The organism is Modicisalibacter ilicicola DSM 19980 (assembly GCF_900128925.1).
GTDB lineage: Bacteria > Pseudomonadota > Gammaproteobacteria > Pseudomonadales > Halomonadaceae > Modicisalibacter > Modicisalibacter ilicicola.
Genome location: NZ_FQUJ01000002.1, coordinates 400,397 through 426,813, shown reverse-complemented (window position 1 = coordinate 426,813; position 26,417 = coordinate 400,397). Strand labels below are relative to the sequence as shown.

The window sequence follows — 26,417 nt, the reverse complement described above, 5'->3', positions numbered from 1 at the left end:
AAGGAGGCAAAACGGTATGGGGGCGGAAAGGCGGGGGTGGGCATCCTTCGAGTGATGCATCGCTCGTTCGAGGGCGCAGCGCTATCGCGAAATGGCCTGCTCAGGCCGCTTGGCGATGGCGCCGCCCCTTGCGGGAGTAGCTTCCCTTGCCCTTCTTCGGCTTTTGCTGCTGCATGCGGAACATGGGAGTGCGCAATGCCGCCTTCAGGGCGTTGTCGCGAATTCGGGGTTTCTTCATTGAATCTCTCCTGATAGAGAAGTCGAAGGCGGAACCCGTTGGGTGCCGCCTTGGAGACAGTCAGGGTGGCCGATGGTTCAACCGAACAGCTTGCCGGCGATCCTCAGCCCGGCGATCCAGGTGCCGGCGGCGGAACCGAGGGTGGCAAGCAGGAAGACAAGCAGGGTACGGGAGACGCGGTTGCGCCACCACCCCTTGAGGGTTGCCACGTCGTGGCGCAGTCGAGAGAAGTCGCGCACCTTGGGACGACGCAGCGCCAGTTCGACCCCGGCGGCCACGAAACCGGCGCCGATGGTCGGGTTGAGCGAGGTCAATGGAGCGGCGAAGAAGGTGGCCGCCACGGTGAGCGGGTGGGCCAGGGCGATGGCGGCGCCAAGACCCGAGAGCACGCCGTTGATCAGAAACCACTCACCGATCAGCTCCCAGCCGAGCTGGGTGTCCCGGGAGAAGCCGATGGCAAAGCCTGCCAGCACCAGAGCGGTGATCAACCAGGGGATGGCCTTCCACCAGCGAGGACGCGGCGGAGTCGCCTCCAGCCCTTGGCGTTCCGCGGCGGGAGCCTGTGGCAGCGGCTGCTCGAGATGGCCGGCCAGGCCCTTGAGGTGACCGGCGCCGATGACGACCAGTACATGGCGGTAGCGACCTTGAGGGCTCTCTTCCGCCAGACGCAGTGCCATGTAGCGATCCCGCTCGGCGATCAAGGGCGTATAGAGTGCCTCGGACTGCTCGGCGAACTCGCTGAAGGTGGACTCCAGCACGTCTCCCTGCTTGAGGCGTTCGATCTCTTCGCTGGAGACCTGCTGGCGTGACAGCAGGCTGCCGAACAGCCCGGTGATCAGGCCCATGCGTTGCCACCAGGGCACGTTGGCATAGACACGCTTGAGGGTGACGCCCACCTCGCGGTCGATCAGCAGCAGAGGCAGACTGGCCTCGCGGCTCTCATTCACGGCCGCTCGCATCTCGGCGCCGGGCTCGATGCCCGACTGCTCGGCGACCCGTTGCTGGAAGGCGCCCAGGGCGAGGCTGGCGGCCACCATGCCGGCCTTGCCCTGGCGGAAGATCTGGAACAGATCCTGGTCGGCCAGGGCGTTGGGGTTGGTCAGGCTCTGGTAACGCGATTCGCACAGCTCGATCGCCACGGCATCGAACTCGCCGGAGCGGATCAGCGTGCGCACTTCCTCGGCACTGGCCCGGGAGACGTGAGCAGTCCCCAGCAGGGTGTAGCGGGTGTCACCGCTCTCGATCAGGCGACGAGGACCGCTGACGGCGTCCTCGGTGGTGATATCCTGTATTTCGGTCATGGACGCTCGCTTGCAACGGAACCAGACCGTCGATTATCCATGAAGCAGAGAAGGCCGTCCAAGCACGGGGTCGCCTTCCTGCCATCGTGGATGCCACCGATGCGGAGATGCCGATGGGTTATCGATGGGCCGCCGATGCGGTCTTGATGCTTCACCTGGGGTTCATCCTGTTCGTCGTCCTGGGAGGCCTTGCCGCGCTGCGCTGGCCGCGACTGGCATGGCTGCATCTTCCGGCGGCGATCTGGGCCGCGGCGCTGGAGTTCAACGGCTGGATATGCCCCCTGACGCCGCTGGAGAACGCCCTCTTGCGTGCCGCCGGGGAGTCGGGCTACGCCGGAGGGTTCATCGAACATTATCTGATCGCGCTGATCTACCCGTCCGGACTGACCCCGGCGATCCAGCGTTGGCTGGGTCTCGGCGTGCTCGCCATCAACCTGCCGGTCTACGTGTCTCTGCTGAGGCGATGGCGGCGACGGGTCAGCGCCGCCAGAAGGCCGGGGTGAATAGCACCAGCACGGTAAAGATTTCCAGGCGCCCCAGTACCATGGCGAGCACCAGTATCCACTTGGCCGCGGGAGGGATGTTGCCGTAGTGATTGGAGACCTCGCCGAGTCCCGGCCCCAGGTTGTTGAGCGCGGACCCCACCGCGGACCAGGCGGTGACCTGATCGAGCCCGGTGGCCAGCATGCCGACCAGCATGAGGAAGAAGAGCATCACGTAGACCGAGAAGAAGCCCCAGACCGCCTGGGACACACTGTCCGGAACGCTCATCCTGCCGACCTTGATCGAGATGACGGCGTTGGGGTGAATCAGGCGCAGCACCTCGCGCATGCCCTGCTTCAGGATCAGCAGGATGCGAATCACCTTCATGCCACCTCCGGCGGAGCCCGAGCAGGCGCCCACGAAGGCGGCGACGAACAGCATGAAGGGCAGGGCGCCGGGCCAGATCGAGAAGTCGGCGACGCCAAAGCCCGAGGTGCTGGCGATGGAGACGGCCTCGAACAGGCCGTGGCGCACGCCGGTCAGGTCGTAGTAGGTGCGGCTGACCAGCAGGGTCACGATGGTGACAAGGCTGAGCAGGGTCAGGAACAGGATGAAGAAACGGAATTCGGGATCGCGCAGGTACTGGCCCAGGCGTTTCTCGCGCCAGGCCGCGAAATGCAGGCCGAAGCTCAGCGAGGATAGGATCATGAAGACGACGCAGATCATCTCGATGGCGGCGCTGTCGAAGTAGCCGATACTGGCGTCGTAGGTGGAAAAACCGCCGATGGCCACCGTCGAGAAGCTGTGGCCGAGGGCGTCGAACCAGTTCATGCCGGCCAGCCAGTAAGCCGCGAAGCAGGTCAAGGTGAGTGCCGCGTAGATGTACCACAAGGCCTTGGCGGTCTCGGTGATGCGTGGCGTCAGCTTGGAATCCTTGAGGGGGCCGGGGATCTCGGTGCGGTAGAGCTGCATGCCGCCGATGCCGAGGGTCGGCAGGATGGCCACCGCCAGCACCACGATCCCCATGCCGCCGAGCCACTGCAGCTGCTGGCGATAATAGCGGATCGAGTCGGGCAACAGGTCGATGCCGGTGATCACCGTGGCGCCGGTGGTGGTCAGGCCCGAGAAGGACTCGAACACCGCGTCGGTCCAGGAGAGCGCCGGGTCGCTGGCCAGCATCAGCGGCAGCGAGCCGAACAGCCCCAGCACGCTCCAGAACAGGACCGTGATCAGGAAGCCGTCTCGAGTACGCAGTTCCTTGCGCGCACGATGGTTGGGCAGGTAGATCACGGCGCCGGTGACGAAGGTGATCGCCATGGCGATGACGAAGGCGTCCCACACCGCATCGTCGAACAGCAGGGAGATCAGGATTGGCGGAGCCAGGGTCAGGCTGAAGAGCATCAGCAGCAGCCCAAGGATGCGCAGCGTGACGCGCAGGCTCATGGTTTGGCGTTCCTTGCGTTATGAGGCATCGATTTTCATTTTGGCGTTCTTAGAAGAAGGTCAGGCCGACCTGGAACAACCGCTCCACGTCGCGAATGCGGCGCTTGTCGATCACGAACAGGATCACGTGATCGCCGGATTCGATCACCACGTCGTCGTGGGCGATCAGCACTTCCTTGCCGCGCACCACCGCGCCGATGGTCGTGCCTGCCGGCAGATCGATCTCGTCGATGGTCCGACCGATGACCTTGGAGGAGCGCGAGTCGCCGTGAGCGATGGCCTCGATGGCCTCGGCAGCCCCGCGACGCAATGAGTGGACGTTGACGATGTCGCCACGCCGCACATGGGTCAGGAGCCCGCCGATGGTCGACTGCTGGGGCGAGATGGCGATATCGATCTCGCCACCCTGGACCAGATCCACGTAGGCGGCGTTGTTGATCAGGGTCAGCACCTTCTTGGCGCCCAGCCGCTTGGCCAGCATCGACGACATGATATTGACCTCGTCGTCGTTGGTCAGGGCACAGAAGATGTCGCAGTCCTCGATGTTCTCCTCGATCAGCAGGCGCTTGCTGGTGGCGCTGCCATGCAGCACCACGGTGCGGTCGAGGCGTTCCGAGAGGGCACTGCAGCGTTCCAGGTCGCGTTCGATGATCTTGATCTGGTGGCTGTGCTCGAGCTGTTCGGCCAGTCGCTGGCCGATGTTGCCGCCCCCGGCGATGAGGATGCGGCGGAAGTCGCGCTCGACCTTGCGCAGTTCGCTCATCACTGCCCGGATGTCCCGCCGTGCGGCGATGAAGAACACCTCGTCGTCGGCCTCGATGACGGTGTCGCCCCGGGGGATGATCGGCCGGTTGCGGCGATAGATGGCAGCGACCCGAGTGTCGACGTTGGGCATGTGACGACGCAGGAAGCCCAGCTCCTGGCCCACCAGCGGGCCGCCGTAGTAGGCCTTGACCGCCACCAGCTGGGCCTGGCCGCTGGCGAACTCGAGGACCTGCAGTGCCCCGGGGTAGACGATCAGACGACGGATATGGTCGGTGACCACCTGCTCCGGGCTGATGAGTACATCCACCGGCACGGCTTCGTTGGAAAACAGTCCCTTGCGGGTCAGATAGGCGGCAGCCCGCACCCGGGCGATCTTGGTGGGCGTGCGAAACAGCGTATGCGCCACCTGGCAGGCGATCATGTTGACTTCATCGGAGTTGGTCACCGCGATCAGCATGTCGGCGTCCTCGCCACCGGCCTGGCGCAGCACCAGCGGGTAGGAGGCGGGACCGGTCACGGTGCGAATGTCCAGGCGATTGTGCAACTCGCGCAGACGCTCCGCATCGGTGTCGACCACGGTGATGTCATTCTCTTCATGGGCCAGGTGCTCAGCCAGCGTGCCGCCGACCTGGCCTGCACCCAGGATGATGATTTTCATCGATGGAGGATCCGCAGGGGTGGTTCGTCGTGGAGAGCTAGCATAAACCAGTGCGGAGGGTGAGGGACAGGCCCGGCCCTGGAAGGCTCGGGCCCGATCGACGCCGTCAGTCCAGAGAAAGACCGACCTTGATGGTGACCTGCCAGTGGGCGATGCGCCCATGCTCGATATGACCGCGCGTCTCGGTGACCTCGAACCAGCGCATATCGTGCAGGGTCTCGTTGGCCTTGGCGAGGGCCTGCTCGACGGCATCCTCGATCCCGGTGGCCGAGGAACCGGTCAGTTCGAGTTGCTTGTAGACATGGCTGGACATGAACGTCTCCTTTAGCGGTACGACAAATGGTGCATACAGCCTAGATCGTGCCGGGGCGCTCGCGCCAGTACCCGGCGAGCGATCAGGCGTTCTCGCTCACGAAGCCTTGCCAAGACGCGCATAAAAGAAGCCGTCGTGCCCTCCGGGCGTCGGCAGGAGCTGGCGGCCGGCGCCGGCCGGTCGTCCCCAGGCTGCGTCGCCCGGGGTCGTCACCGTGGCGTCGGCGGTGCGAGCCAGGAAGGCCTCGAGCGCGTCGGTGTTCTCTTCCGGCATCACCGAGCAGGTCGCGTAGACGAGGGTGCCCCCCGGGGTCAGGGTCTGCCACAGGGTGTCCAGCAGCCGTCCCTGGAGAGTCGCCAGATCGCGCACGTCGCTGAGGCGCCGCAGGCGCTTGATGTCCGGATGGCGACGAATGACGCCGCTGCCGGAACAGGGCGCGTCGAGAAGGATGGCGTCGAAGGGGGCGCCGTCCCACCAGTCGAGGGTGCTGGCATCGGCGTGCCTGAGTCGCGCCTTGAGGTTCAATCGCCTGAGGGTCGCATCGACCCGCGCCAGACGCACCGCGTCGTTGTCCATGGCGGTGAGGTTGATGTCGAAGGACTCGAGAAGATGGGCGGTCTTGCCGCCCGGCGCGCAGCAGGCATCGAGCACCTTGGCATCGGGGCGGTCGAGCAGGGCGGGGGCCAGGAGGTCGCTGGCGAGCTGCGCGGCCTCGTCCTGGACGCTCACCACACCCTCGGCAAAGCCCGGCAGCTCGTTGATGTCGCAGGGCTCGGCAAGGGTCACGCCCCAGGGCGCATGGGCACAGGGCGTGGCCTGCTTGCCGATGGCCTCCAGCCGCGCCAGATAATCCTCGCGATCAACGAGACGACGGTTGACGCGCAGGGTCATCGGACCGGGTTGATTGTTGGCTTCGGCGATGGCCTGCCATTCCTCGGGCCAGGCCTGGCGCAGCGACCTGAGCAGCCAGCCGGGGTGCAGCAGGGCGACGCTGGGATCGAGATCGACGCGGGCCTGCAGCTCCTCCGATTCGCGCTGCAGACGCCTCAGGCAGCCGTTGAGCACCCGGGTTGCCCACTCCTTGTTCAGCAATCTCGCCGCGCCGGCGGTCTCGCCCACCGCCGCGTGCGGGGGAACGCGCAGGTAGAGCAATTGATAGATGCCCAGCAGCAGCAGCGCCTGGACATCGACGTCCCGTGCCTTGAAGGGGCTGCGCAAGAGCTCTCCGGCGAGCGCCTCGAGCCGGGGCAGGGTTCGGCAGACGCCGTAACAGAGGGCCCGCAGGAAGGCGCGGTCCCGCGGGGGCACCTCGCCGTCGTCGAGGCTGGACAGCGATCCCTTGCCGGTGAGGACCGGAACCAGGGCGCGGGCGGCGACAACGCGGACTCCCTGTCCACTGGGCGCGTCATTCATTCGATCGTCTCCTGATTGGGGGTGCCGAGTAACGTGCCGAGAGCGAATCGCTCGGCTCTGGCATTGAGGAGTTCGCGGGCCGCCAGGGGCTTGCCGCCGGGCAACTGAGCGCGGGTGATCCGCAGCACCTGGCGCCCCTCGGGGCCGCAGGCGACGCGCAGGGCATCAGTTGCCCCCGCCAGCAGGGTCCCGGGCGGCCGGCCCGGAGGAGGCTGTTCATCGGATTCCGGCTCGGCAAGCCATAACCGCAATGGATGCCCATCCAGGCGCGTCCAGGCCACCGGCCAGGGGTTGAAGGCGCGAATGCGCCGGGCCAGCTCGGCCGCAGGGCGCGTGAAATCGATCTCCGCTTCCGCCTTGGAGAGCTTGCGAGCATAGGTCACGCCATCGGCGGGTTGTGGCATCGCCGTGAGCCCGCTCGTCGTCAGGGCGTCCAGGGCGGCCACGATGGCTTCTCCCCCCAGGTGCGCCAGGCGATCGTGCAGGTCGCCGCCGGTGGTGGTGGCGTCGATGGGGGTGGTGCGGATCAACAGCATGTCGCCGGTATCGAGCCCGGCTTCCATCTGCATGATGGTGATGCCCGATTCGCGGTCGCCGGCCTCGATGGCGCGCTGAATGGGAGCGGCCCCGCGCCAGCGCGGCAACAGCGAGGCATGCACGTTGAGGCACCCCAACCGCGGTGTATCGAGCACCGCCTGGGGCAACAGCAGGCCATAGGCGGCCACGACCATCACGTCGGCATCGAAGGCGGCCAGCTCCCGCTGGACCTCCGGCGTTTTCAGCGTGGCGGGTTGGCGCACCGAAAGCCCGTGCTCGAGGGCGAGCGCCTTGACCGGGCTGGGCGCCAGTCTGCGCCCCCGGCCGGCGGGGCGGTCGGGCTGGGTATAGACGGCGGCGATCTCGTGTGAACTGGCCAGCAGGGCCTTGAGGCTTTCGGCAGCAAAGTCCGGCGTACCGGCGAATATCACCCGCAGGGAAGACGTCATCAGAATCATCCGTGATGGGAAAGCATGGGAACAATGATAACGGAGCGGGGAAAGGACTAAAACGCCAAAGGCCTGCATGGCAGGCCTTTGCTGCTAAAAGAGGAGAGGCACGAGGCTCAGGCAGTCTGCATCTGGCGATGGCGTTTCTGCATCTTCTTCATGATCCGGTCGCGCTTGAGCGGCGACAGGTAATCGACGAACAGCACGCCTTCGAGGTGATCCTGCTCATGCTGTATGCAGTGCGCGAGCAGGCCGTCGGCTTCCAGCTCGTAGGGCTTGCCGTCGCGCCCCAGCGCCTTGAGACGAACCCGCAGGGCGCGGGGCACGTCGGCATAGTACTCGGGAATCGATAGGCAACCTTCCTGCATCGGCTCGCGCTCGTCGCCGAGCGGGGTGTATTCGGGATTGATCAGCACCAGTGGCTGGGACTGGTCTTCGCTGACATCGATGACGATTACCCGGCGGTGCACGTCCACTTGCGTCGCCGCCAGTCCGATGCCCCGGGCGTCGTACATGGTCTCGAGCATGTCGTCGACCAGGGCCAGCACCTCGCCGTCGACGGTGTCGACCGGGGCGGCCTTGGTACGCAGGCGCTCGTCGGGGAATTCGAGGATCTCTAACTTGGCCATGGCGTTGGAATAACCGTTATCCGGTGGATCAGAAACATGCCTTCATTATAGGGCGGTTCAACGGGTCGCTGAAACGTCGCGGCATGCATTGATGCAATAGTACCAAACTATCGCGCAACTTTGCCGATATGTCTCTTATGTACTCTTCGCGTTCGATGGTGGCTTCACCCCATTGGACTGGATAAAAACCAAAAGTTCTGCATTCTCGAGAACTTCAGCAGGTAGCAGGGTATGGAAAAGATGATGGATGGTGCCAAGTGGCCTCGGCGGCTGGTCGGGTGGTCCATGGGCGTGCTGTGCACGGCACTGCTGACTCCCGCCATGGCCTTTCAGAACGACCTTCGCAGCGATGCCCCCGACCGTTACGAGGTGGTGAAGGGCGATACCTTGTGGGACATTTCGGGGCATTTTCTCGACAACCCCTGGCAGTGGCCCGAACTGTGGGAGGTCAATACCCAGATCGCCAACCCGCACCTGATCTATCCCGGGGACATCATTTACCTCTACTACCGTGACGGGCAGCCCTATCTGGGGGTCGAGCGCGACCGGGACAGCGTCGTCCGGCTCTCGCCCCGGGTGCGTCGCCTGGATCCCCGGGAGGCCATCCCTCCATTGCCCTGGGACATCGTTCGCAACTTCCTGGACGGCAATCGCGTCGTCGCCCCCGGGGAGGTCGCAGGGGTGCCGTATGTCGTGGCCGGCGACGATCAACGCATCATCAGTGGTGCCGGCGATCGTCTCTATGTGCGCGGTGAAGTGCCGCTGGGGCAGCGCCTCGGCCTCTATCGACCCGGACAGCGCTATAGCGACCCGGACACCGGCGAGTTCCTCGGGCTGGAAATGGAGACCCTGGGCGAGGCGCGCTTCCTGCGTCAGGAAGGGGGCATCACCCTGCTCGAGGTAACCTCGTCGCGTCAGGAAATTCGCCCTGGCGACAAGGTGCTTCCCCTGGAGTCGTTGCCGGTGACACCACAGTTCCAGCCCCGCATGGCGCCCGCGACGAGCCAGGGGCAGATTCTCTCGGTGCCCGGCGGGGTGCGTTTCATCGGCCGCCTGGATGTCGTGGCCCTGGACCTGGGGCGTCGCGATGGGGTCGAGCCGGGGCACGTGCTGGCTGCCGAGCAGCTCGGCGAGATCGTGACCGACCCGGTGACCGGGGAGACACTGCGCCTGCCCGGCGAGGAAGCCGGCCTGCTGATGGTGTTTCACACCTACGAACGGGTCAGCTATGCCCTGGTCATGCAGGCCAGCCGCAGCCTGGCGGTAGGCGATCGGGTCCATGCGCCCCAGGAGACCGCGATGATGGCCGGCCTGGGACAGCGCCAGGCGCCATGACCACAACGGACTGGCTGTTGCTGTCCCTGCTGCCCGGTGTCGGACCGAGACGCCTGGCAGCGCTGCGTGAACACCAGCCGCAGTGGCCCCTGGGCTGGCTGGCGTTACTCCCCCCGGTCGCCCGGGATGCGCTGCGGCTGTGGCTCGATCATCCCGCTCGCAGTCCCCTTCAGGCGGCGCTGGAGCGAGCCCTGAGCTGGGAGACGGCCCACCCGGCGCATCACCTGTTGACGCCGGCGCATCCCGGCTGGCCGCAACTGCTCGATCCGTTGCCCGATCCGCCGCCGCTGCTCTGGGCAAGGGGCGATCTCGAGGCGCTGGCAACACCCGGCATCGCCATCGTGGGATCGCGTCGCCCCACCCGGGAGGGCCTGGGCAACACGGCGCGCTTTGCCACCGAGCTCGCCGAGCGGGGCTTCTGCGTGGTCAGCGGCATGGCGCTGGGCATCGATGGCCGGGCCCATCGTGCGGCCCTGGACGCCGGGGGACGCAGCATCGGCGTGCTCGGTTGCGGTGTCGATGTCGTCTATCCCGCCCAGCATGGCGATCTCTATCGCCGCATGCTCGATGGCGGCGGGTTGCTGCTCAGCGAACATGCCCCGGGCGTGCGTGCCAACCCGGCCTTCTTTCCACGACGCAATCGCATCGTCACCGGCATGACCCTCGGTGTGCTGGTGGTCGAGGCGGCGGAGAAGAGCGGGTCGCTGATCAGCGCGCGCCTGGCCATGGAGCAGAATCGCGAGGTATTCACGTTGCCTGGCTCGATCCACAACCCCCAGGCCCGCGGTTGTCTCGCCCTGCTGCGCCAGGGGGCGACCCTGGTGACCGGCGTGGAGGATATCCTGGCCGAACTGGAACACTGGGGGCTGGCCGCTCCCGTGGCCCGCGATGCGTCCTCCTCGGCAACCCGCGAGAACGACGACCCGCTGCTGGTGCTGCTCAGCGACTCTCCGACGCCCCTCGACGTCCTGATCGAGCTGAGCGGGCATGATTTTGGCCATTGCCAGCAACGCCTGCTGGAACTCGAACTCGATGGCTGGGTGGCGCAGGTGCCGGGCGGCTGGGTACGTCAGCCCCGGTAGGTTCTTGAGCGACCCTGGGCATGTTAGAATTCGCGCTCCATTCAGCGAGCCGAACCCACTTTCGATGATCGATCCTCAGACCCTGGAGTCCGCCGTCATCACGCTGCGCGAAGGCGGAATAATCGCTTACCCCACCGAAGCGGTCTGGGGGCTGGGGTGCGACCCGGACAACGAGGCGGCCCTGGAGACGCTGATTCGCCTGAAGCAGCGCGATCCGGCCAAGGGGCTGATCCTGATCGCCGGCGATATCGCCCAGCTGGAACCCTGGCTGACGGGCCTGGGCGCAAGCGATCGCGAACGCCTGGCGGCCAGCTGGCCGGGACCCGTCACCTGGCTGGTGCCGGACAACGGTCGCTCCCGGTTCCTGCTGCGGGGCCAGCATGCCAGCGTGGCCCTGCGGGTCAGCGATCACCCCGTGGTCGCCGAACTCTGTGCCGCCTTCGGTGGCCCTCTCGTGTCCACCTCGGCCAATCGCGCCCAGCAACCACCGGCGCTCGACAGTGCCAGTGTCCGCGAGCATTTCGCTGGCGCCGTGCTGGTGGTCGAGGGTCCCCTGGGCGGCTATGCTCGACCCAGCACCATCCGCGACCTCCATAGTGGTGGGGTCCTGCGCGAATAACCACTAGGGAATCACTGCATAAATGCCTACACGAACGAATTGCTGCGTTGCGCGGTGCTCGAAAACTCGCCTAACTCCATGTTATGTCTCGTTTTCTGCGCTCCGTGCGCCTTGCACTTCATTTCGCTCGGCGATTTATTCAGCAATTCCCTAACCGAAGTCGACCGGATACAAGGAGTCGTTGTGGCCCACGCCAAGCTCGAGGACGTCAAGCGCTATCTGCTGGACCTGCAGGACCGGCTGTGCCAGGCGCTGGCCGAGGCGGACGGCGGCGGCGACTTTCGCGAAGACGCCTGGGACCGCCCGGAAGGTGGCGGCGGCCGGTCGCGGGTCATCGAGAACGCCGGCGTGTTCGAGAAGGGCGGCGTCAACTTCTCCCATGTCTTCGGCGCGACGCTGCCAGCCTCGGCGACCGCGGCGCGGCCCGAGCTTGCCGGACGCAGCTTTCATGCCGTCGGCGTCTCCTGGGTGCTACATCCTCATAATCCCCACGTGCCCACCAGCCATGGCAACGTGCGCTTCTTCATCGCCGAGAAGGAAGGCGAGCCACCGGTATGGTGGTTCGGTGGCGGGTTCGATCTGACCCCCTTCTATCCGGTCGAGGAGGACGTGGTGCACTGGCACCGGGTCGCCCGGGACGCCTGCGCACCCTTCGGCGACGATGTCTATCCGCGTTACAAGCGCTGGTGCGACGAGTACTTCTATCTCAAGCACCGGGACGAGACCCGCGGGGTCGGCGGCCTGTTCTTCGACGACCTCAACGAATGGGAGTTCAAGTGCTGCTTCGCCTTCCAGCGGGCGGTCGGCGACAGCTTCCTCGAAGCCTACCTGCCGATCGTGCAGCGTCGGCGGCACGAGGCTTACGGGGAGCGTGAGCGCGCCTTCCAGCGCTATCGCCGCGGGCGCTACGTCGAGTTCAACCTGGTCTGGGATCGCGGCACGCTATTCGGCCTGCAGAGCGGCGGACGCACGGAGTCGATCCTCATGTCCCTGCCACCGGCGGTCGAGTGGCATTATGGCTGGACGCCGGAGCCCGGCAGCCGCGAGGAGGTGCTGTATCGGGATTATCTGCGCCCCCGGGACTGGCTGGGAGAAAGCGCTGAATAATCGTCTGCACGACCGAATCGCTCTGTCAGCCGCTGCTGGTGCGCCAGCCCGGTCGAAGTCCTCACCTATAACCACCTAGGCTCCGGCTTCTGTGCGCCGGGTGCCTTGCGCTTCATGTTGCTCGGCTGCTTATCAAGCGTTTCTCAGAGTAATAAAGGAGGAGAACCATGAGCGATCGCTACTGCGTGTTCGGCCATCCGATTGGCCACTCACGATCACCGCAGATCCATGCGGCCTTTGCCGAGCAGACCGGCCAGGCGCTGACCTACGAGGCCATCGAGGCGCCGCTGGACGATTTTGCCGGGGCCTGGCACCGCTTCATCGCGTCCGGCGGGCGCGGGGCCAACGTGACCGTGCCCTTCAAGGAGGAGGCCTGCCGCCTGAGCGACGTGCTCAGTCCGCGTGCCCGGCGCGCCGGGGCGGTGAATACGCTGGTGCTGGGCAACAATGGCGAGACCTGCGGCGACACCACCGACGGCATCGGGCTGGTACGCGATCTCCAGTATCAGGCGGCGCCCCTGGAGAAGGCCCGCATCCTGGTGCTGGGGGCGGGCGGTGCGGTGCGTGGCATCCTCGAACCATTGCTGGGGGCCCGGCCGGCGACGCTGATGATCGCCAACCGCACCGCCGAGAAGGCACGGCGACTCGCCAGGGAGTTTTTCGACCTGGGGGAAACCACCGGGGGCGGCTTCGATGAAGTGGTGGGCACCTTCGATCTGGTCATCAACGGTACCAGCGCCAGTCTCGGCGGCGAGATACCGCCCTTGCCCGATGACCTCTTCGCCGACGACGCTCTCGCCTACGACATGATGTACGGCGACGAACCCACGGCGTTCCTGGCCTGGTCCGGCGAGCACGGGGCGCGTACCGCCGACGGGTTGGGCATGCTCGTGGAGCAGGCGGCGGAATCCTTCTTCCTGTGGCGCAACGTGCGACCGGACACCGCCGCCGTGCGCAAGCGGCTGCGCCCGGAGAGATAGGCGCCGCGCCTAACGGCGCCTGACGTAGAGTCCCACCACGCACATCACCAGGCCCGCCATCGCGAGCAGCATGCCGCCGTTCACCATTAGCGTGTGCCGCTCGATGAACGGCACGAAGGGTTGGGGCTGCTCGCGACAGGTGGCCGCCAGGTAATCCCAGTGGCCACCGGAAAGCTGGCACTCGCGGATGTCACCCAGTTCCCAGAAATAGAGGCCCATCAAGGCGACAACCGGCACGATCAGCAGCAGCACGCCCCAGCGCGCCATCAGCCCGGTCTCTGGCAGCTGGGGGTCTTGCCGGCGGCCTGGGCCTGCTGATAGAGGCGCATGGCCTCGTCCATCTGCCCCTGAAGATTGTCGATGCGCTGGCCGTGGCTGGGGTGGGTCGACATCCATACCGGCGGCTGGCCCTGACTGTTGGCGGACATGTTCTGCCACAGCGCGATGCTGGTACGCGGATCGAACCCGGCCCGGGCCATCAGGTTCAGACCCAGCACGTCCGCTTCACTTTCCTGCTTGCGCGAGAAGGGCATCAGGATGCCGTACTGGGCGCCCATGCCCAGCAGCCCCATCAATTGCTGGCCACCGGCGCTGTTGAGTCCCGCGGCAGCCTGGACGACCGAGAGGCCGGTCTGGGTGGCTGCCTGCTGGGAGACGCGCTCGTTGGCATGGCTGGCCAGCACGTGGGCGATCTCGTGACCGACCACGGCCGCCAACTGGTCCTGGTTCTTCGCGACATCGAGCAGGCCGGTGTTCACGCCGATATAGCCACCGGGCAGGGCGAAGGCGTTGGCGGACTCGTCCTCGAAGACCTTGACCTCCCACTGTCCGCCGGAACCGAGCTCCCGGGTGATTGCCTGTGCCACGCACTGCACATAGCGGTCGACCTGGCCCTGGGCGACCGGGAGCTCCTTCTCGTACTGGGCGAAGCTCTTCTGGCCCATCTCGCTGAGTTGTTCATCGGAAAACAGCGTCAGCTGGGAGCGGCCGGTAGGGGATTGGCTGCATGCCACGAGCGAGACGATGAGCGCCCCCAGCGCGCCGCGTTTGATCCATTGCATGTTGTCTCTCCTGATTTCCCGGGCGTTGCCCGTCTGGACCACGAGGGTGTTGAGCTTCAAGATACCCGGATGCCCTGCGGGGTCAACCATTGTCGACGAGGAGCCAAGCCACGATGGATGCCGAACTGACCCAACGCCTCAATCTGCTGCTGGATCGAGTCGAGGCCTGGCTGCCCGCCCGGCCGCCGACGCTGGAGTGGTCCCGGGACGTCGCCGCCCTGTGGCAGCGTCACCCGTTCGGCGGGCATCTGCTGCCCGTGGTGCCTCGTGATGCCGTGCGCCTGGATGATCTGGTCGGCATCGAGCGCCAGAAGCGTGCACTGCTCACCAACACCCGGGCCTTCCTGCAAGGCCTGCCGGCCAACCACGCGCTTCTGTGGGGCGCCCGGGGCAGCGGCAAGTCTTCCCTGGTACGGGCGTTGCTCAATAGCCTGGCGGACGACGGATTACGGCTCATCCAGGTCGATCGTCATGACCTGGTGGGGCTGCCTGCCCTGGTGCAGCACCTGCGCAACACGCCGCAGCGGTTCATCGTCTATTGCGACGATCTCTCCTTCGAGGGCAGCGACGATGCCTACAAGGCGCTCAAGAGCGTGCTCGACGGTACCCTGACCGGCCCGCCGGAGAACGTCCTGCTCTACGCCACATCCAACCGGCGGCATCTGCTTCCCGAATCCCTGTCCGACAATGCCCAGACCCATCTGGTCGGCGACGAGCTTCATCATGGCGATGCCGTCGAGGAGAGGATTTCCCTCTCCGATCGCTTCGGGCTGTGGCTGGCCTTCCACGCCTTCGATCAGGAGACCTATCTGCAGGCGTGCCGACACTGGGTCGCCCACCTGTCAGGAACTGATCGCTGGGACGAGGACGCCCGCACGGAGGCACTGCGCTACGCGACGCTGCGCGGGGTGAGAAGCGGACGGGCCGCCTGGCAGTTTGCCTGCCAGTGGGTGGGTACCCGGTCGCAGGCGGTGTGAGGGAGTGTCCGCTCCCCGGTTTCATGGCATCATGGCGCGCATGTTTAACACAGATCATTGAACCACATGACCATGCCGAGATTCGGGATGCTTTTTTTCACATTGCACCCCTGGCGAGCAAGACAGCGCACCCAGGCAGATGCCGAACGACCGCATCGGCAGGGGCTGCCCGATGGGCAGGCGGCGGCGCAGGAAGCATTCGATGAGCCGACGCGGCGGTTGCACAAGATCGCCTCCCAGATACCCGGGCTGATCTATCAGTTTCGACGCACGCCGGACGGCCATTACACCTTCCCCTACGCCAGCGAGGCGATCCGCGCCCTCTACGAACTCTCTCCCGAAGAAGCTCGCCGGGATGCCACCCGCGCCCTCGCCATGATCGACCCGGATGACCTGCCCGAGGTCCTGCGTTCCATCGAGGTTTCCGCCGAGACGCTGACACCCTGGCACAGCGAATACCGCCTGCACCATTCCGATGGACGTGTCGTGTGGCTCGAGGGGCAGGCGATACCCGAACGCGAGACGGATGGCGGCGTGCTGTGGCACGGGTTCATTCATGATGTCACCGAACGCAAGCAGATCGAGCAGATGAAGAGCGACTTCGTCTCCACGGTCAGTCACGAACTGCGGACTCCTCTTACCTCCATCAATGGGGTGCTGGGCCTCGCCGCCGGTGGTGCCCTGGGCGAACTGCCCGAGCAGGCGCGGGAGATGCTGACGATGGCTCATCACAATGCCCGGCAACTCGCCCACCTGCTCGATGACCTGCTCGACATGGACAAGCTCGGGGCGGGGAGGATGGCCTTCGATCTCCAGGAGCGACCGCTCATGGCGCTGGTCGAAGAGTCCCTGGACGCCAACCGTGCCTTCGCGGCGCAGCATCGGGTGAGCCTCGTCCTGGTGTCGCGGCTCGACCAGGCAACGATCAACGTCGATGCCACCCGCTTCCGGCAGATCATGACGAACCTTTTGTCCAACGCCATCAAGTTCTCGCCCCCCGGAGAGCGGGTCGAGGTGCGGGTCGAGGCGGTCGAGGATCGCGCCCGGGTCAGTGTCTCCGACCGGGGGCCCGGCATCCCCGCTGCCTTTCGTTCGCGAATCTTCCAGAAGTTCTCCCAGGCCAATACGCCCAAGACGCGGCACAAGGGAGGGACGGGGCTGGGATTGGCGATCACCCGGGAGCTGGTGGAGCGAATGTGGGGCATCCTCTCCTTCACCTCGGAAGAAGGCCAGGGGACATGCTTCTCCTTCGAGTTCTCGCGCTGTGACCTCTGTTCACGACACTGCATGAGGCACGGATATGACGTCCCTGCGACGCGTCCTCCATGTCGAGGATGACCCTTCGATCCGGGAGGTCGTCAGCGTCGCCCTAGGCGTCGTCGGCGAACTCGAGGTCATGAGTTGTGCCAGCGGGCATGAGGCCCTGGACCAGGCCGTCGCCTGGTGCCCGGACCTGATGCTGCTCGATGTCATGATGCCGGAGCTCGATGGCCCCGCCCTCCTGGCGAGGTTGCGGGACGACCCGCGAACCGATCGCATCCCGGTCGTCTTCATGACCGCCAGGGTGCAGCCGGCGGAACTGGCCCACTATCGATCGCTCGGTGCGCTCGATGTGGTGATCAAACCCTTCGACCCTCTGACCCTGGCCGGGCAGATTCGCCATATCTGGGAAACGCGGCATGAATGACAGCGACATCGATTGGCAGCTGGAGACGCTCAGAAGGCAGTATGTCGAGCGCCTGAAGAACGAGTTGAAGGCCCTGCTGGCCGATATGCAACCTCCGGGAGACGCCGCCACAGGCGATCGGGCGACGCTGGAAGCCCTGCGCCATGGCTTGCATCGCATCGCCGGTTCCGCCGGGACCTTCGGCTTCGCGCAGCTGGGTGCCAGCTGTCGCAGCATGGAGCTGCAGGTTCAGGAATGGCTCGATGAACGCCGCTCGCCGACGAGCGACGACTTCGCGGCGCTGCTCGAGCGCGCCAGGGCCTGTCTTGCCCAGCTGGAAGCCGATACCCTTCCCGCGGGAGCGGTATCGACGTCGTCTCCGCTGGCAGCAGACAGTCGTCGCGCGCGCATCGCGATACTCGGCGATCATCAGCAGTCGCGCAGCCTGGTCACCACCCTCAAGGGGCTCGGCTACGCCTGCCACTGGTTCCTGATGCAGGAGGCCGCCGAACTGGGGCCGTGGTCCGCGGATATCCTGCTGATCGATGAAACGGGATCGCCCCGGTCACGCTGGGTCAAGGCCCTGGCGGGCCTGTCGAAGCTCCCCACGCTGCTGCTGCTGAGCGACGAGGATACCTTTCAGGGGCGCCTGGATGCGGTCAGGCATGAGGTGAAGGGGTACTTCACGCCGCCCCTGGACATGCCGGCCCTGGAGCAGCGGATACGCCATCTGACGCACCTGCCCGAACAGGAAGCCTACCGGGTACTGATCGTCGATGACGATGCGCAGCTCGCGGAGCATTATCGTCTGGTTCTGCTGGCATCGGGTATCGACTCCCAGGTCGTGGCCGACCCGTCCCAGGTGCTGGAGGTCATGCACACCTTCCAGCCCGACGTGGTGCTCATCGACATCAACATGCCCGGCTGCTCGGGCCCGGAGCTTGCCCGGGTCATTCGCCTGGACGAGGACTGGCTCAGGGTCCCGCTGATCTATCTCTCCGTGGAAACCGATGCCCATCGGCAGGCCCTGGCCCTGGCCCAGGCCGGAGACGATTTCCTGTGCAAGCCCATCAGCGACGAGGCGCTCTCCTCGGCGATGCTGGCCCGGGCCAAGCGCTCCCGACAGCTCAGCGCCGCCCTGGACCGGGATAGCCTGACGGGCTTGATGAAGCATTCGGCCATCAAGGAGATGGTCGAGGTGGAAATCGCCCGCGCCCGTCGCAGCGGTGCCGCGGTCTGCGTGGCCATGCTCGATATCGACCACTTCAAGTCGATCAACGATACCTATGGCCACGCCGTGGGGGATCAGGTGATCCGGCGCCTGGCCAACCTCCTCAAGCAGCGGTTGCGGCGCGTCGATCATGTCGGCCGCTATGGCGGCGAGGAGTTCGTTGCCGTGCTGCCCAGTTGCACGCTGGAAGACGCCTACCGGGTCATCGAACGCATGCGCCAGCACTTCCAGGAACTCGAGTGCGTGGCGGGTCCCAAGACCTTCCACGCCACCTTCAGTGCCGGCGTGGCCAGCATGAACACGCGGGATACCACCGAAATGCTGCTCGACGCCGCCGATCTGGCGATGTACCGGGCGAAGCGAGGCGGGCGCAACCGGGTGGTCAAGATAGAACGGGACTGATGCCGCCCCATAATCTCGTTTGGCGGAATGCATCTAGCGGCGGTTGCGTCGTGCCTCTTTGGTCCTCGCCAGCTCCCGCTTCTTGGCCTTCTCCCGATCGCTGGCGTCGGGATTGCTGTCGAAGGGATTGCTGCCGGAGCGAAACTCGAAGCGCACCGGTGTGCCGCGAATCTTCAGCACCTTGCGGAAGGTGTTGGTCAGGTAGCGCTTGTAGGCCTCCGGCAGGGCATCGGTCTGGTTGCCGTGCACGACGATGATCGGCGGGTTGCTGCCCCCCTGGTGGGCCATGCGCAGCTTGATGCGCCGCCCGTGCACCAGGGGAGGCTGATGTTCGCCGACGGCGTCCTGCAGGATGGTGGTCAGACGGTTGGTCGACCAGTGCGCGGTGGCGGCCTTGAAGGCCCGCTCGATGGACGGGTAGAGATCGCCCACGCCGGTGCCGTGCAGCGCCGAGATGAAATGCAGGTCGGCATAGTCGGCGAAGCCCAGGCGGCGCTTGATGTCGGCGCGCATCTTCTCGCGCTGCTCGCTTTCCAGGCCGTCCCACTTGTTCACGGCCAGCACCAGGGCGCGACCCGATGTCAGCACGTAGTCGAGCAGGTGCAGGTCCTGCTCGACCAGCCCGCTGCGGGCATCGAGCACCACGATCGCCACGTGGCACTCCTTGATCGCCTCCAGGGTCTTGATGATCGAGAACTTCTCGGCGATTTCGCTGACGTTCTTGCGGCGTCGCACTCCGGCGGTATCGACCAGCACATAGGGGCGACCGCGGCGCTCGAAGGGAATCTCGATGGCATCCCGGGTCGTGCCGGCCTCGTCGAAGACCACCACGCGCTCCTCGCCCAGCAGGCGATTGACCAGGGTCGACTTGCCGACGTTGGGGCGTCCGATCACGCCGATGCGAATCCCCTTGTCCACGGCAGGGGTGGCATAGCCCTCCCCGCGTTCGGGAAACGGCGCCAGCACCTTGTCGATCAGTGCCGTGACGTTGCGGCCTTGGGTTGCGGCGATGGGCTGGGGATCGCCCAGGCCCAGGGTCCAGAAGTCCGCCATCGCCGAGTGCTCTTCCAGGCCGTCGGTCTTGTTGACCACCAGCCAGGTCTTCTTCTGGTTGACCCGCAGGTGGTTGGCGATGGCTTCGTCGGCGACGTTCAGCCCGGCCCGGGCATCGACCATGAACAGCACGATGTCTGCCTCGTCGATGGCCACCAGCGACTGCTCCGCCATGGCGGCGTCGATGCCTTCCTCGTCACCGCTGATCCCGCCGGTGTCGATGACCGTATAGAGCTTGCCGCCGAGTTGACCGTTGCCGTACTTGCGATCCCGGGTCAGCCCCGGGAAGTCGGCCACCAGCGCGTCTCGCGTGCGGGTCAGGCGGTTGAAGAGGGTCGATTTGCCGACGTTGGGCCGGCCGACCAGAGCGATCACGGGGTTCATGGCTGTGTATCAATCCTCGACCGGTTCGACGTCGAAGGCACTCAGCTCGCCGTCGTTGGTCATGATGTAGAGGCGCCCCTCGTCGGCGAGCAGGGGAAGGCTGATGCCATCGCCGCCGAGGTCCTCGCGGCCGGCGATGGCGCCGTCATCGGCGTCGAGAAGATGGAGGTAACCTTCGTAGTCCCCCAGGGCGATATGGCCATCGACAAACGCCGGTGCCGTCAGCCAGCGCCCTTCCAGGGCGTCGGATTCCCACAGCAGGCGGCCCGAGAGGGCATCCAGGGCCAGTACGTGACTGGCTTCGTCGACCGTGAACAGGGTATCGCCGACCAGCAGCGGGGTGAGATAGCTGGACATTTCCCGAGACCAGAGGATTTCGCCGCTGGTGGCCTCGAGGGCCAGCAAACGGCCGTTGTAGCTGGTGACGTAGAGACGCCCATCCCGGGTCAGCAGGGGCTGGCCGTCCAGGTCGACCAGACGATCGACTTCGCTGCGTCCCTGGGGCACGGCGACGCGCAGATCCCACAACGATTGGCCGCTACGATTGTCCAGGGTCGCCACGCGACCGTTGGCGAAGCCGGCGAAGGTGACCTGTTCGATGACCCGTGGCGTGCCCGTGCCCCGTAGCGTCAGTGCCGGCTGGTTGGTGGTGTAGACCCAGCGCTCCTCGCCGCTCTCGCGATCGAGCGCGGTGACGGCGCCATCCACGCTCTGCACCACCAGCAGGCTGCGGTTGGCCTGGGGGGCGGCGAGCACCTCGCTGGAGACCCGCGAGCGCCAGATCTCCTCGCCATCTTCCTGGTCCAGGGCAAGGACTTCACCGTTGCGCGTGCCGAGGTAGACTCGACCCGCCACCGCCGTCAGTCCGCTCGAGACCGGGGCGTCCAGTGCTACCTCCCAGCGCGTCTCGCCATTCTCGGCATCGATGGCGCGCAGCAGCCCGGACTGGTCGGCGACGAACAGCCGGCCATCGTCCAGGGTCGGCGTGATGGGGTAGCGGGCGGTACCCAGACCGTCACCCACATCCTGGTCCCACCGTTCGTCGAGGACCACCTGGGGATCGAAGGCGGTGAGCTCACTGGGGGGGTATTCCGGCTCGACCTTGCCGGCACAGCCTGCCAGCAGGGCTATCAGTGCGGCAGAGGCGATCAGAGGATAGGATTTCATAGCGTGGCGTTCTCCGCCCCGAGGTTGTCGAGTTTGAGCTGCAGGCCATAGGCCGGCTGACCCGCTTCCCGGGAAAGCCGCAGGGCACGCTGGTAGGCATCGCGTGCCTCGTCGTCGCGTCCCAGGGCCACGAGGATGTCACCTCGGGTGTCGGCGCGCTGGATTCCCAAGGCATCGGGCGTGTCGGTCTCGAGGGTGGCAAGTGCCGTTTCGGCCTCGCCGGCGGCGAGTTGCAGCCGGGCCAGGCGCAGGTGTGCCAGCCCCTTGAGGTAATCGCGATCGGTCGAGGCGATCAGTGCCTCGAGGGCGGTCATGGCCGACTCACGGTCACCGTCGGCGATCGAAAGCCGCGCCTGGATCAAGGCGGCGAGATCCGCGTAGAGGGTGTTGCCATGCTCGTCGGCCAGTTCGCCAACCAGTTGCTGCGCCCTGGCCAGGGCATCCTCTTCCAGGGTCTGCTGCCCGGCCAGGGCCAGCAACTCCTGATAGCGCAACGAGGCCGCTTCGGCCTGGTTCGCCTGATAGTCCTGCCAGGCGTTCCAGCCCAGGACACCGGCGATGGCGATCACCACCCCGGCGATCAGCGAGGTGCCGTTCTCCTTCCACCAGCGCTTGATCGCCTCAAGCTGCTCTTCTTCGGTTCTAAGCTCCGCCACGGGCGGTCTCCTCTGCAATCTATCCGATAATTGGCTGGGTCTGCCGTGCTCTTCGACAGGAGATCGATGGGTGCGCGGCACCCGTTCAGCGCAACAGCTCCTCCAGGCGCTCGATCATCGCCTCCCGGGGCAGGGTCTCCTGTTCGCGCTCCTCGCGCAGGAACTTGAGTCCCAGGGTGCCCCGGTCGAGCTCGTCCTCGCCCAGGATCAGGGCCAGGCGTGCGCCGCTCCTGTCGGCCTTCTTGATCTGGCTCTTGAAGCCGCCGCCGCCGCAGTGCACCTGAAGTGTCAACCGGGGCAGGACGTCGCGCAGCCGCTCCCCCAGCAGCAGGGCCTCCTGCTCGGCACGTTCGCCCATGGCCAGCAGGTAGGCGTCCGGGCCGTGTCGCGTCTCGGCAGGCACCAGATCCAGGGTCTCGAGCAACAGGATCAGGCGCTCGATCCCCATGGCAAACCCCACCGCCGGTGTCGGCTTGCCGCCGAGTTGCTCGACCAGGCCGTCGTAGCGCCCGCCGGCACAGACCGTGCCCTGGCTGCCCAGGGCGGTGGTGGTCCACTCGAACACGGTGCGCGAATAGTAGTCGAGACCGCGCACCAGCCGGGGGTTGAGGCGATAGGGGATGCCGGCGGCATCGAGCAGTTCGGTGAGCCTGGCGAAATGCACGCGCGATGCTTCGTCGAGATGCTCGAGCAGCCGCGGGGCGCCAGCCAGCATCTCGGCCATGTCGGGATTCTTGGAGTCGAGGATGCGCAACGGGTTGCTCGACAGGCGTCGTCGCGAGTCCTCGTCGAGCACCTCGTGGTGGGACTCGAAATAGGCGACCAGCGTCTCCCGGTAGGCGCGCCGGGCCTCCAGGGAACCCAGGGAGTTGAGTTCCAGGGTGACATGATCGAACAGGCCCAGCGCCTTCCACAGGCGCGCCGAAAGCAGGATGACCTCCGCGTCGATGTCCGGCCCTTCCATGCCGAAGGCCTCGATCCCCACCTGATGGAACTGGCGATAGCGCCCCTTCTGGGGGCGCTCGTGACGGAACATCGGCCCCTGGTACCACAGGCGCTGGGTCTGGTTGTGCAGGAGGCCGTTTTCCATCGCGGCGCGCACGCAGCTGGCGGTCCCCTCGGGGCGCAGGGTCAGGCTGTCGCCATTACGATCGGCAAAGGTATACATCTCCTTCTCGACGATATCGGTGACCTCGCCGATGGAGCGCGCGAAAAGCGCCGTCTGCTCGAGGATGGGGGTACGGATCTCGAGATACCCGTAGCGACGCATCAAGGACTGGATCTGCTGCTCGAAGTACTGCCATAGCGGCGACTGCTCGGGCAACAGATCGTTCATGCCACGGATGGCCTGGATCTTCTTGCTCAAAAAAAGGTACTCCTGACATGCCGATCGGCCGGCTATCTTACCCGTAACGTCGATCGGCCGAAACGATATGTCAGCCCTGGCGGGCGATCATGTCCTGCTCCGCCGCCTGCTTTTCGCGCACCTTGTCGCGAATCAGCCGCTCGAGATCGTCCACCAGGTGGTCGTTGCGCAGCTTCGAGGCGGGTTTGCCATCGAGATAGACGAGGTTGGCGGGACTGCCGCCGGTCAGGCCGATGTCGGTTTCCCTGGCTTCGCCGGGGCCATTGACCACGCAGCCGATGACCGATACGTCCAGCGGCGTCATGACGTCCTCGAGACGCGCCTCGAGCTCGTTCATGGTGCCGATGACGTCGAAGTTCTGTCGAGAACAGCTGGGGCAGGCGATGAAGTTGATGCCCTTGGAGCGTAGCTTGAGGCTCTTGAGCATGTCGTAGCCGACCTTGATCTCCTCGACCGGGTCCGCGGCCAGCGAGACACGAATGGTGTCGCCGATGCCATCCATCAGCAGCATCCCCAGGCCGATCGACGACTTGACGGTTCCCGAGCGCAGGCCGCCGGCCTCGGTTATCCCCAAGTGCAGCGGCTGCTCGATCCGTGCGGCCAGCTGGCGATAGGCGGCCACGGCCATGAACACGTCGGATGCCTTGACGCTGACCTTGAAGTCGGGGAAGTCGAGGCGCTCGAGATGGTCGATGTGGCGCAGGGCGGATTCGACCAGTGCCTCGGGCGTCGGCTCGCCGTATTTCTTCTGCAGGTCCTTTTCCAGGGAACCGGCGTTCACGCCGATACGGATCGGGATGCCGTTGTCCCGTGCCGCTTCCACTACCGCCCGCACCCGGTCCTCGCGACCGATGTTGCCGGGGTTGATGCGCAGGCAATCGACACCAAGTTCGGCGACCCGCAGGGCGATCTTGTAATCGAAATGGATGTCGGCCACCAGGGGGACCTGGACTCGGCGCTTGATGCGGCCGAAGGCCTCGGCGGCCTCCATGGTGGGCACCGAGACGCGCACGATGTCGGCGCCGGCGGCTTCAAGGCGTTCGATCTGGCCTACCGTGGCATCGACATCGAGCGTGTCGGTATTGGTCATGCTCTGCACGGAGATCGGGGCATCGCCCCCCACCGCCACGGAGCCGACATGGATCTGGCGCGACTTGCGCCGTTGTATCGGAGACTGAGCGTACATAGGCGTGGTTCATTCTCCCAAGGTGAAACGAGCGACATTGGTGCCGCCGGCCCGGGCGCCGAGATCGACCTCTTCGCCACGGTAGCGCAGTTCGACACCGCTGGCATTGCCGATGGTCAGGCGAAAGGGGGGATCGCCCTCGGCCGTTGCCTCGGTACCGGCGGCCTGCAGGCCGACCAGGATGCGCTGGTCGTTGGCGTCGAAGACCTCGGTCCAGGACTGCTCGTTGAAGGTGAACATCAGACGCCGGCCGTCGGGTGCCGGTTCCGCGGCGGTCTGCGCTTCGGAGGTCGTCGAGGTCTCCTCGGCCTCGACGGCGCCGTCACCCTCGTCGATCGTGGGTGCGGTGCCCGGTTCGATCATGCTGCCGGTGTCGCCTTCGGCGACTTCCTCGGTACTTGCTGTCTGCGTGTCGGCGGCGTTCTCCTCGACGAGCCCCAGTTCCTCGTCCTCCGCCGGTAGCGGAGGCAAGTCGTCGTCGGTGCTCGCCTCGGCAGGGCTCTCCCCGGCAGAACTTGCCTCGGCAGGCGCGGCGTCGCTGGTCGCGGCATCCGCCGATTCGCCGTCGGCGGCCTCCATCTCGACGGTTTCGCCGTTGCCCAGGCCGGCGAGGACATCGTTGCCGTCGCGGCTCTGCCACCAGAGCAGGGTCAGGGCGATCAGGCCCAGGATCACCAGCAACGTGACCAGCTTGAAGATCCAGGAGCCGACCCGGGAAGGGGGGTTGGCCGCATGCACGGGGGTCACCTTGCGCTCGAGATCGCCGTGGCCGTGCTGGCTGTTGTAGGCGTCCACCACTTCACGCTCGTCGATGCCCATCAAGCGTGCGTAGGCCCGCAGATAGCCGCGGCGATAGGCGGCGATCGGCACCTCGTCGTAGCGATCGGCCTCGAGGCCCGCGACCACCGCCGGTCGCAGGTTGAGCTGAACCGCCACCTCCTCGAGACCGAGCCCCTGGTTTTCCCGCTCGCGCCTGAGCAATTCACCGGGCGATGCCTGGTGCATGGGCTCGAAACTCGCTTCCTGTCGTTCTTGTGTTTCGCTCATGGCTGAGCTTTCCTCTTCGATTCGGTCAAGGTGCGTCCCGGGCCTCTATCTGCCGTGAATAGAAGGCAGCGGCAGCGTCATCGCCCCGGGCCCTGGCAAGCTGCGCAGCGAGTCGCAGGCTCTCGGGGGTGGTGCCGGCCAGTCGGATGAAGGATTGCAACTGCTCCCAGGCGCGATCCGGGTTGCCCTCGGCGTGATCGATCCGCGCCAGGATCAGGTGGCTGCGAGCAGTGCGAGGGTCGATGGCCTGAGCGCGGTTCAGGCTCGCCCGGGCATTCGAGACGTCGCCGAGCTCCCACTGGCATTGGCCCAGGTTGGTGAACAGCTGGGCACGATTATTGTACTTGATGTCCTGGCTGGCACGCTCGAGCTGGGCGCAGGATTCCTCGATACGCCCCCGAGAATACAGGAATGCCGCATAGTTGTTGCGGCCTCGAGTGAAGTCCGGCGCGATGGACAAGGCGCGCCGGAAGAAACGGTCGGCCATCTGGCTTTCCCCCTGGCGCTGATAGATCAGGGCCTGAGCGTGCAGCGCCTGGGGAGAGTCGGGTTCGATCTCGAGCGCTCGGTCGATCTTGGACTGGGCCCGGGCCAGGTTGCCCTGCTCCATGTACTCGATGCCCATGGTGACGTTGAGCGTGAGCGCCTGGTCGAGATCCACCGGCTGCCGGTCGCCATCCGGCGTCGGCGTGGCGCAGCCGGACAGCCAGGCCACGGCGAATAGCGCGGCCGAGAGCCTGACAGGCAACGAAGATCGGTGAGGTTGGCTCATGATGCCCTCTGCTGGAGGCCTGCCGTACGGCCCCGGACGGCCTGCTTAATGACCAGTGGTATTAGACGAGGCGTACTCATCAAAGCGTCGCGAGCGC

General features: G+C 65.9%; 27 protein-coding genes. 10 read left to right on the top strand and 17 right to left on the bottom strand.

Features of this window, described 5'->3' with window-relative positions:
• Positions 1-100: 100 nt before the first annotated feature.
• A complete protein-coding gene (gene arfA / locus BUA41_RS02045) occupies positions 101-238 on the bottom strand; it encodes an alternative ribosome rescue factor ArfA (RefSeq protein WP_072819216.1) in 138 nt (45 codons plus the stop codon).
• Between the two features lie 77 nt (positions 239-315).
• Positions 316-1,539 (bottom strand): TraB/GumN family protein, encoded by a 1,224-nt coding sequence (locus BUA41_RS02040; RefSeq protein WP_072819213.1) that lies wholly within the window; start codon positions 1,537-1,539, stop codon positions 316-318.
• Between the two features lie 113 nt (positions 1,540-1,652).
• On the opposite strand from BUA41_RS02040, the gene BUA41_RS02035 reads away from it, so the two are divergent.
• Complete coding sequence (locus BUA41_RS02035) at positions 1,653-2,042, top strand: DUF2784 domain-containing protein (protein WP_072819444.1); 390 nt, start codon at positions 1,653-1,655, stop codon at positions 2,040-2,042.
• Here the strand turns inward: BUA41_RS02035 and BUA41_RS02030 are convergent.
• The 6 genes from BUA41_RS02030 to def all read right to left on the bottom strand — a co-directional run bounded on the left by BUA41_RS02030 (position 2,017) and on the right by def (position 8,229).
• On the bottom strand, positions 2,017-3,465 hold the full coding sequence (locus BUA41_RS02030) for a TrkH family potassium uptake protein (RefSeq protein WP_072819211.1): 1,449 nt from the start codon (positions 3,463-3,465) through the stop codon (positions 2,017-2,019). The two genes, BUA41_RS02035 and BUA41_RS02030, sit on opposite strands and share 26 nt — an antisense overlap.
• 49 nt (positions 3,466-3,514) lie before the next feature.
• Positions 3,515-4,888: a Trk system potassium transporter TrkA gene (trkA, locus tag BUA41_RS02025; protein ID WP_072819209.1), complete on the bottom strand. Its 1,374-nt coding sequence runs from the start codon at positions 4,886-4,888 to the stop codon at positions 3,515-3,517.
• A 106-nt stretch (positions 4,889-4,994) separates the two neighbouring features.
• Positions 4,995-5,201, bottom strand: a complete 207-nt coding sequence (locus BUA41_RS02020; RefSeq protein WP_072819206.1) for a dodecin — start codon at positions 5,199-5,201, stop codon at positions 4,995-4,997.
• 96 nt (positions 5,202-5,297) lie between these two features.
• Positions 5,298-6,614: a 16S rRNA (cytosine(967)-C(5))-methyltransferase RsmB gene (gene rsmB, locus BUA41_RS02015; protein WP_072819204.1), complete on the bottom strand. Its 1,317-nt coding sequence runs from the start codon at positions 6,612-6,614 to the stop codon at positions 5,298-5,300.
• A complete protein-coding gene (fmt, locus tag BUA41_RS02010) occupies positions 6,611-7,600 on the bottom strand; it encodes a methionyl-tRNA formyltransferase (protein ID WP_072819202.1) in 990 nt (329 codons plus the stop codon). The genes rsmB and fmt overlap by 4 nt, the downstream gene beginning before the upstream one ends.
• A gap of 116 nt (positions 7,601-7,716) precedes the next feature.
• Complete coding sequence (gene def, locus BUA41_RS02005; protein WP_072819200.1) at positions 7,717-8,229, bottom strand: peptide deformylase; 513 nt, start codon at positions 8,227-8,229, stop codon at positions 7,717-7,719.
• Positions 8,230-8,472: 243 nt separating this feature from the next.
• Between def and BUA41_RS02000 the strand changes: the two genes are divergently transcribed.
• The 5 genes from BUA41_RS02000 to aroE all read left to right on the top strand — a co-directional run bounded on the left by BUA41_RS02000 (position 8,473) and on the right by aroE (position 13,352).
• A complete protein-coding gene (locus tag BUA41_RS02000; protein WP_072819443.1) occupies positions 8,473-9,564 on the top strand; it encodes a LysM peptidoglycan-binding domain-containing protein in 1,092 nt (363 codons plus the stop codon).
• Positions 9,561-10,646 carry a DNA-processing protein DprA gene (dprA, locus tag BUA41_RS01995; RefSeq protein ID WP_072819198.1) on the top strand — a complete coding sequence of 362 codons (1,086 nt, stop codon included), beginning with the start codon at positions 9,561-9,563 and terminating at the stop codon, positions 10,644-10,646. The genes BUA41_RS02000 and dprA overlap by 4 nt, the downstream gene beginning before the upstream one ends.
• Positions 10,647-10,710: 64 nt before the next feature.
• Entirely contained in the window at positions 10,711-11,265 is a 555-nt protein-coding gene (gene tsaC, locus BUA41_RS01990; RefSeq protein WP_072819196.1) for an L-threonylcarbamoyladenylate synthase type 1 TsaC, read from the top strand.
• Positions 11,266-11,448: 183 nt separating this feature from the next.
• Entirely contained in the window at positions 11,449-12,372 is a 924-nt protein-coding gene (gene hemF / locus BUA41_RS01985; protein WP_072819194.1) for an oxygen-dependent coproporphyrinogen oxidase, read from the top strand.
• Between the two features lie 167 nt (positions 12,373-12,539).
• Complete coding sequence (gene aroE / locus BUA41_RS01980; RefSeq protein ID WP_072819192.1) at positions 12,540-13,352, top strand: shikimate dehydrogenase; 813 nt, start codon at positions 12,540-12,542, stop codon at positions 13,350-13,352.
• A gap of 9 nt (positions 13,353-13,361) precedes the next feature.
• On the opposite strand, the gene BUA41_RS01975 is transcribed toward aroE, so the two are convergent.
• Together BUA41_RS01975 and BUA41_RS01970 are read right to left on the bottom strand one after the other, a co-directional pair.
• Positions 13,362-13,619, bottom strand: a complete 258-nt coding sequence (locus BUA41_RS01975; RefSeq protein WP_072819190.1) for a hypothetical protein — start codon at positions 13,617-13,619, stop codon at positions 13,362-13,364.
• Positions 13,619-14,413 carry a M48 family metallopeptidase gene (locus BUA41_RS01970; RefSeq protein WP_072819187.1) on the bottom strand — a complete coding sequence of 265 codons (795 nt, stop codon included), beginning with the start codon at positions 14,411-14,413 and terminating at the stop codon, positions 13,619-13,621. The genes BUA41_RS01975 and BUA41_RS01970 overlap by 1 nt, the downstream gene beginning before the upstream one ends.
• A gap of 113 nt (positions 14,414-14,526) precedes the next feature.
• Here BUA41_RS01970 and BUA41_RS01965 point away from each other — a divergent pair, with 113 nt between their 5' ends.
• The 4 genes from BUA41_RS01965 to BUA41_RS01950 all read left to right on the top strand — a co-directional run bounded on the left by BUA41_RS01965 (position 14,527) and on the right by BUA41_RS01950 (position 18,689).
• Complete coding sequence (locus tag BUA41_RS01965; protein ID WP_072819184.1) at positions 14,527-15,390, top strand: ATP-binding protein; 864 nt, start codon at positions 14,527-14,529, stop codon at positions 15,388-15,390.
• Positions 15,391-15,477: 87 nt separating this feature from the next.
• Positions 15,478-16,728, top strand: coding sequence for a sensor histidine kinase (locus BUA41_RS01960; protein ID WP_175546917.1), 1,251 nt, complete (start codon positions 15,478-15,480; stop codon positions 16,726-16,728).
• Positions 16,691-17,077 (top strand): response regulator, encoded by a 387-nt coding sequence (locus tag BUA41_RS01955; protein WP_072819179.1) that lies wholly within the window; start codon positions 16,691-16,693, stop codon positions 17,075-17,077. The genes BUA41_RS01960 and BUA41_RS01955 overlap by 38 nt, the downstream gene beginning before the upstream one ends.
• Positions 17,070-18,689 (top strand): diguanylate cyclase, encoded by a 1,620-nt coding sequence (locus tag BUA41_RS01950; protein ID WP_072819177.1) that lies wholly within the window; start codon positions 17,070-17,072, stop codon positions 18,687-18,689. The genes BUA41_RS01955 and BUA41_RS01950 overlap by 8 nt, the downstream gene beginning before the upstream one ends.
• A 33-nt stretch (positions 18,690-18,722) precedes the next feature.
• Here the strand turns inward: BUA41_RS01950 and der are convergent, their stop codons facing one another.
• The 7 genes from der to pilW form a co-directional block, all read right to left on the bottom strand.
• Complete coding sequence (gene der / locus BUA41_RS01945) at positions 18,723-20,126, bottom strand: ribosome biogenesis GTPase Der (RefSeq protein WP_072819175.1); 1,404 nt, start codon at positions 20,124-20,126, stop codon at positions 18,723-18,725.
• A 9-nt stretch (positions 20,127-20,135) separates the two neighbouring features.
• Positions 20,136-21,293 carry an outer membrane protein assembly factor BamB gene (gene bamB / locus BUA41_RS01940; protein ID WP_072819172.1) on the bottom strand — a complete coding sequence of 386 codons (1,158 nt, stop codon included), beginning with the start codon at positions 21,291-21,293 and terminating at the stop codon, positions 20,136-20,138.
• Positions 21,290-21,949, bottom strand: coding sequence for a YfgM family protein (locus BUA41_RS01935; protein ID WP_072819170.1), 660 nt, complete (start codon positions 21,947-21,949; stop codon positions 21,290-21,292). Before BUA41_RS01935 ends, bamB begins: the two co-directional genes overlap by 4 nt.
• 85 nt (positions 21,950-22,034) lie before the next feature.
• Positions 22,035-23,315 carry a histidine--tRNA ligase gene (hisS, locus tag BUA41_RS01930; protein WP_072819168.1) on the bottom strand — a complete coding sequence of 427 codons (1,281 nt, stop codon included), beginning with the start codon at positions 23,313-23,315 and terminating at the stop codon, positions 22,035-22,037.
• A gap of 70 nt (positions 23,316-23,385) precedes the next feature.
• Positions 23,386-24,501 (bottom strand): flavodoxin-dependent (E)-4-hydroxy-3-methylbut-2-enyl-diphosphate synthase, encoded by a 1,116-nt coding sequence (ispG, locus tag BUA41_RS01925; RefSeq protein WP_072819166.1) that lies wholly within the window; start codon positions 24,499-24,501, stop codon positions 23,386-23,388.
• Positions 24,502-24,510: 9 nt separating this feature from the next.
• The gene (locus BUA41_RS01920; RefSeq protein ID WP_072819164.1) at positions 24,511-25,548 is read right to left on the bottom strand and encodes a RodZ domain-containing protein; all 1,038 of its coding nucleotides are present in this window, start codon (positions 25,546-25,548) and stop codon (positions 24,511-24,513) included.
• A gap of 25 nt (positions 25,549-25,573) precedes the next feature.
• Positions 25,574-26,320 carry a type IV pilus biogenesis/stability protein PilW gene (pilW, locus tag BUA41_RS01915; RefSeq protein WP_072819162.1) on the bottom strand — a complete coding sequence of 249 codons (747 nt, stop codon included), beginning with the start codon at positions 26,318-26,320 and terminating at the stop codon, positions 25,574-25,576.
• Between the last annotated feature and the right edge of the window lie 97 nt (positions 26,321-26,417).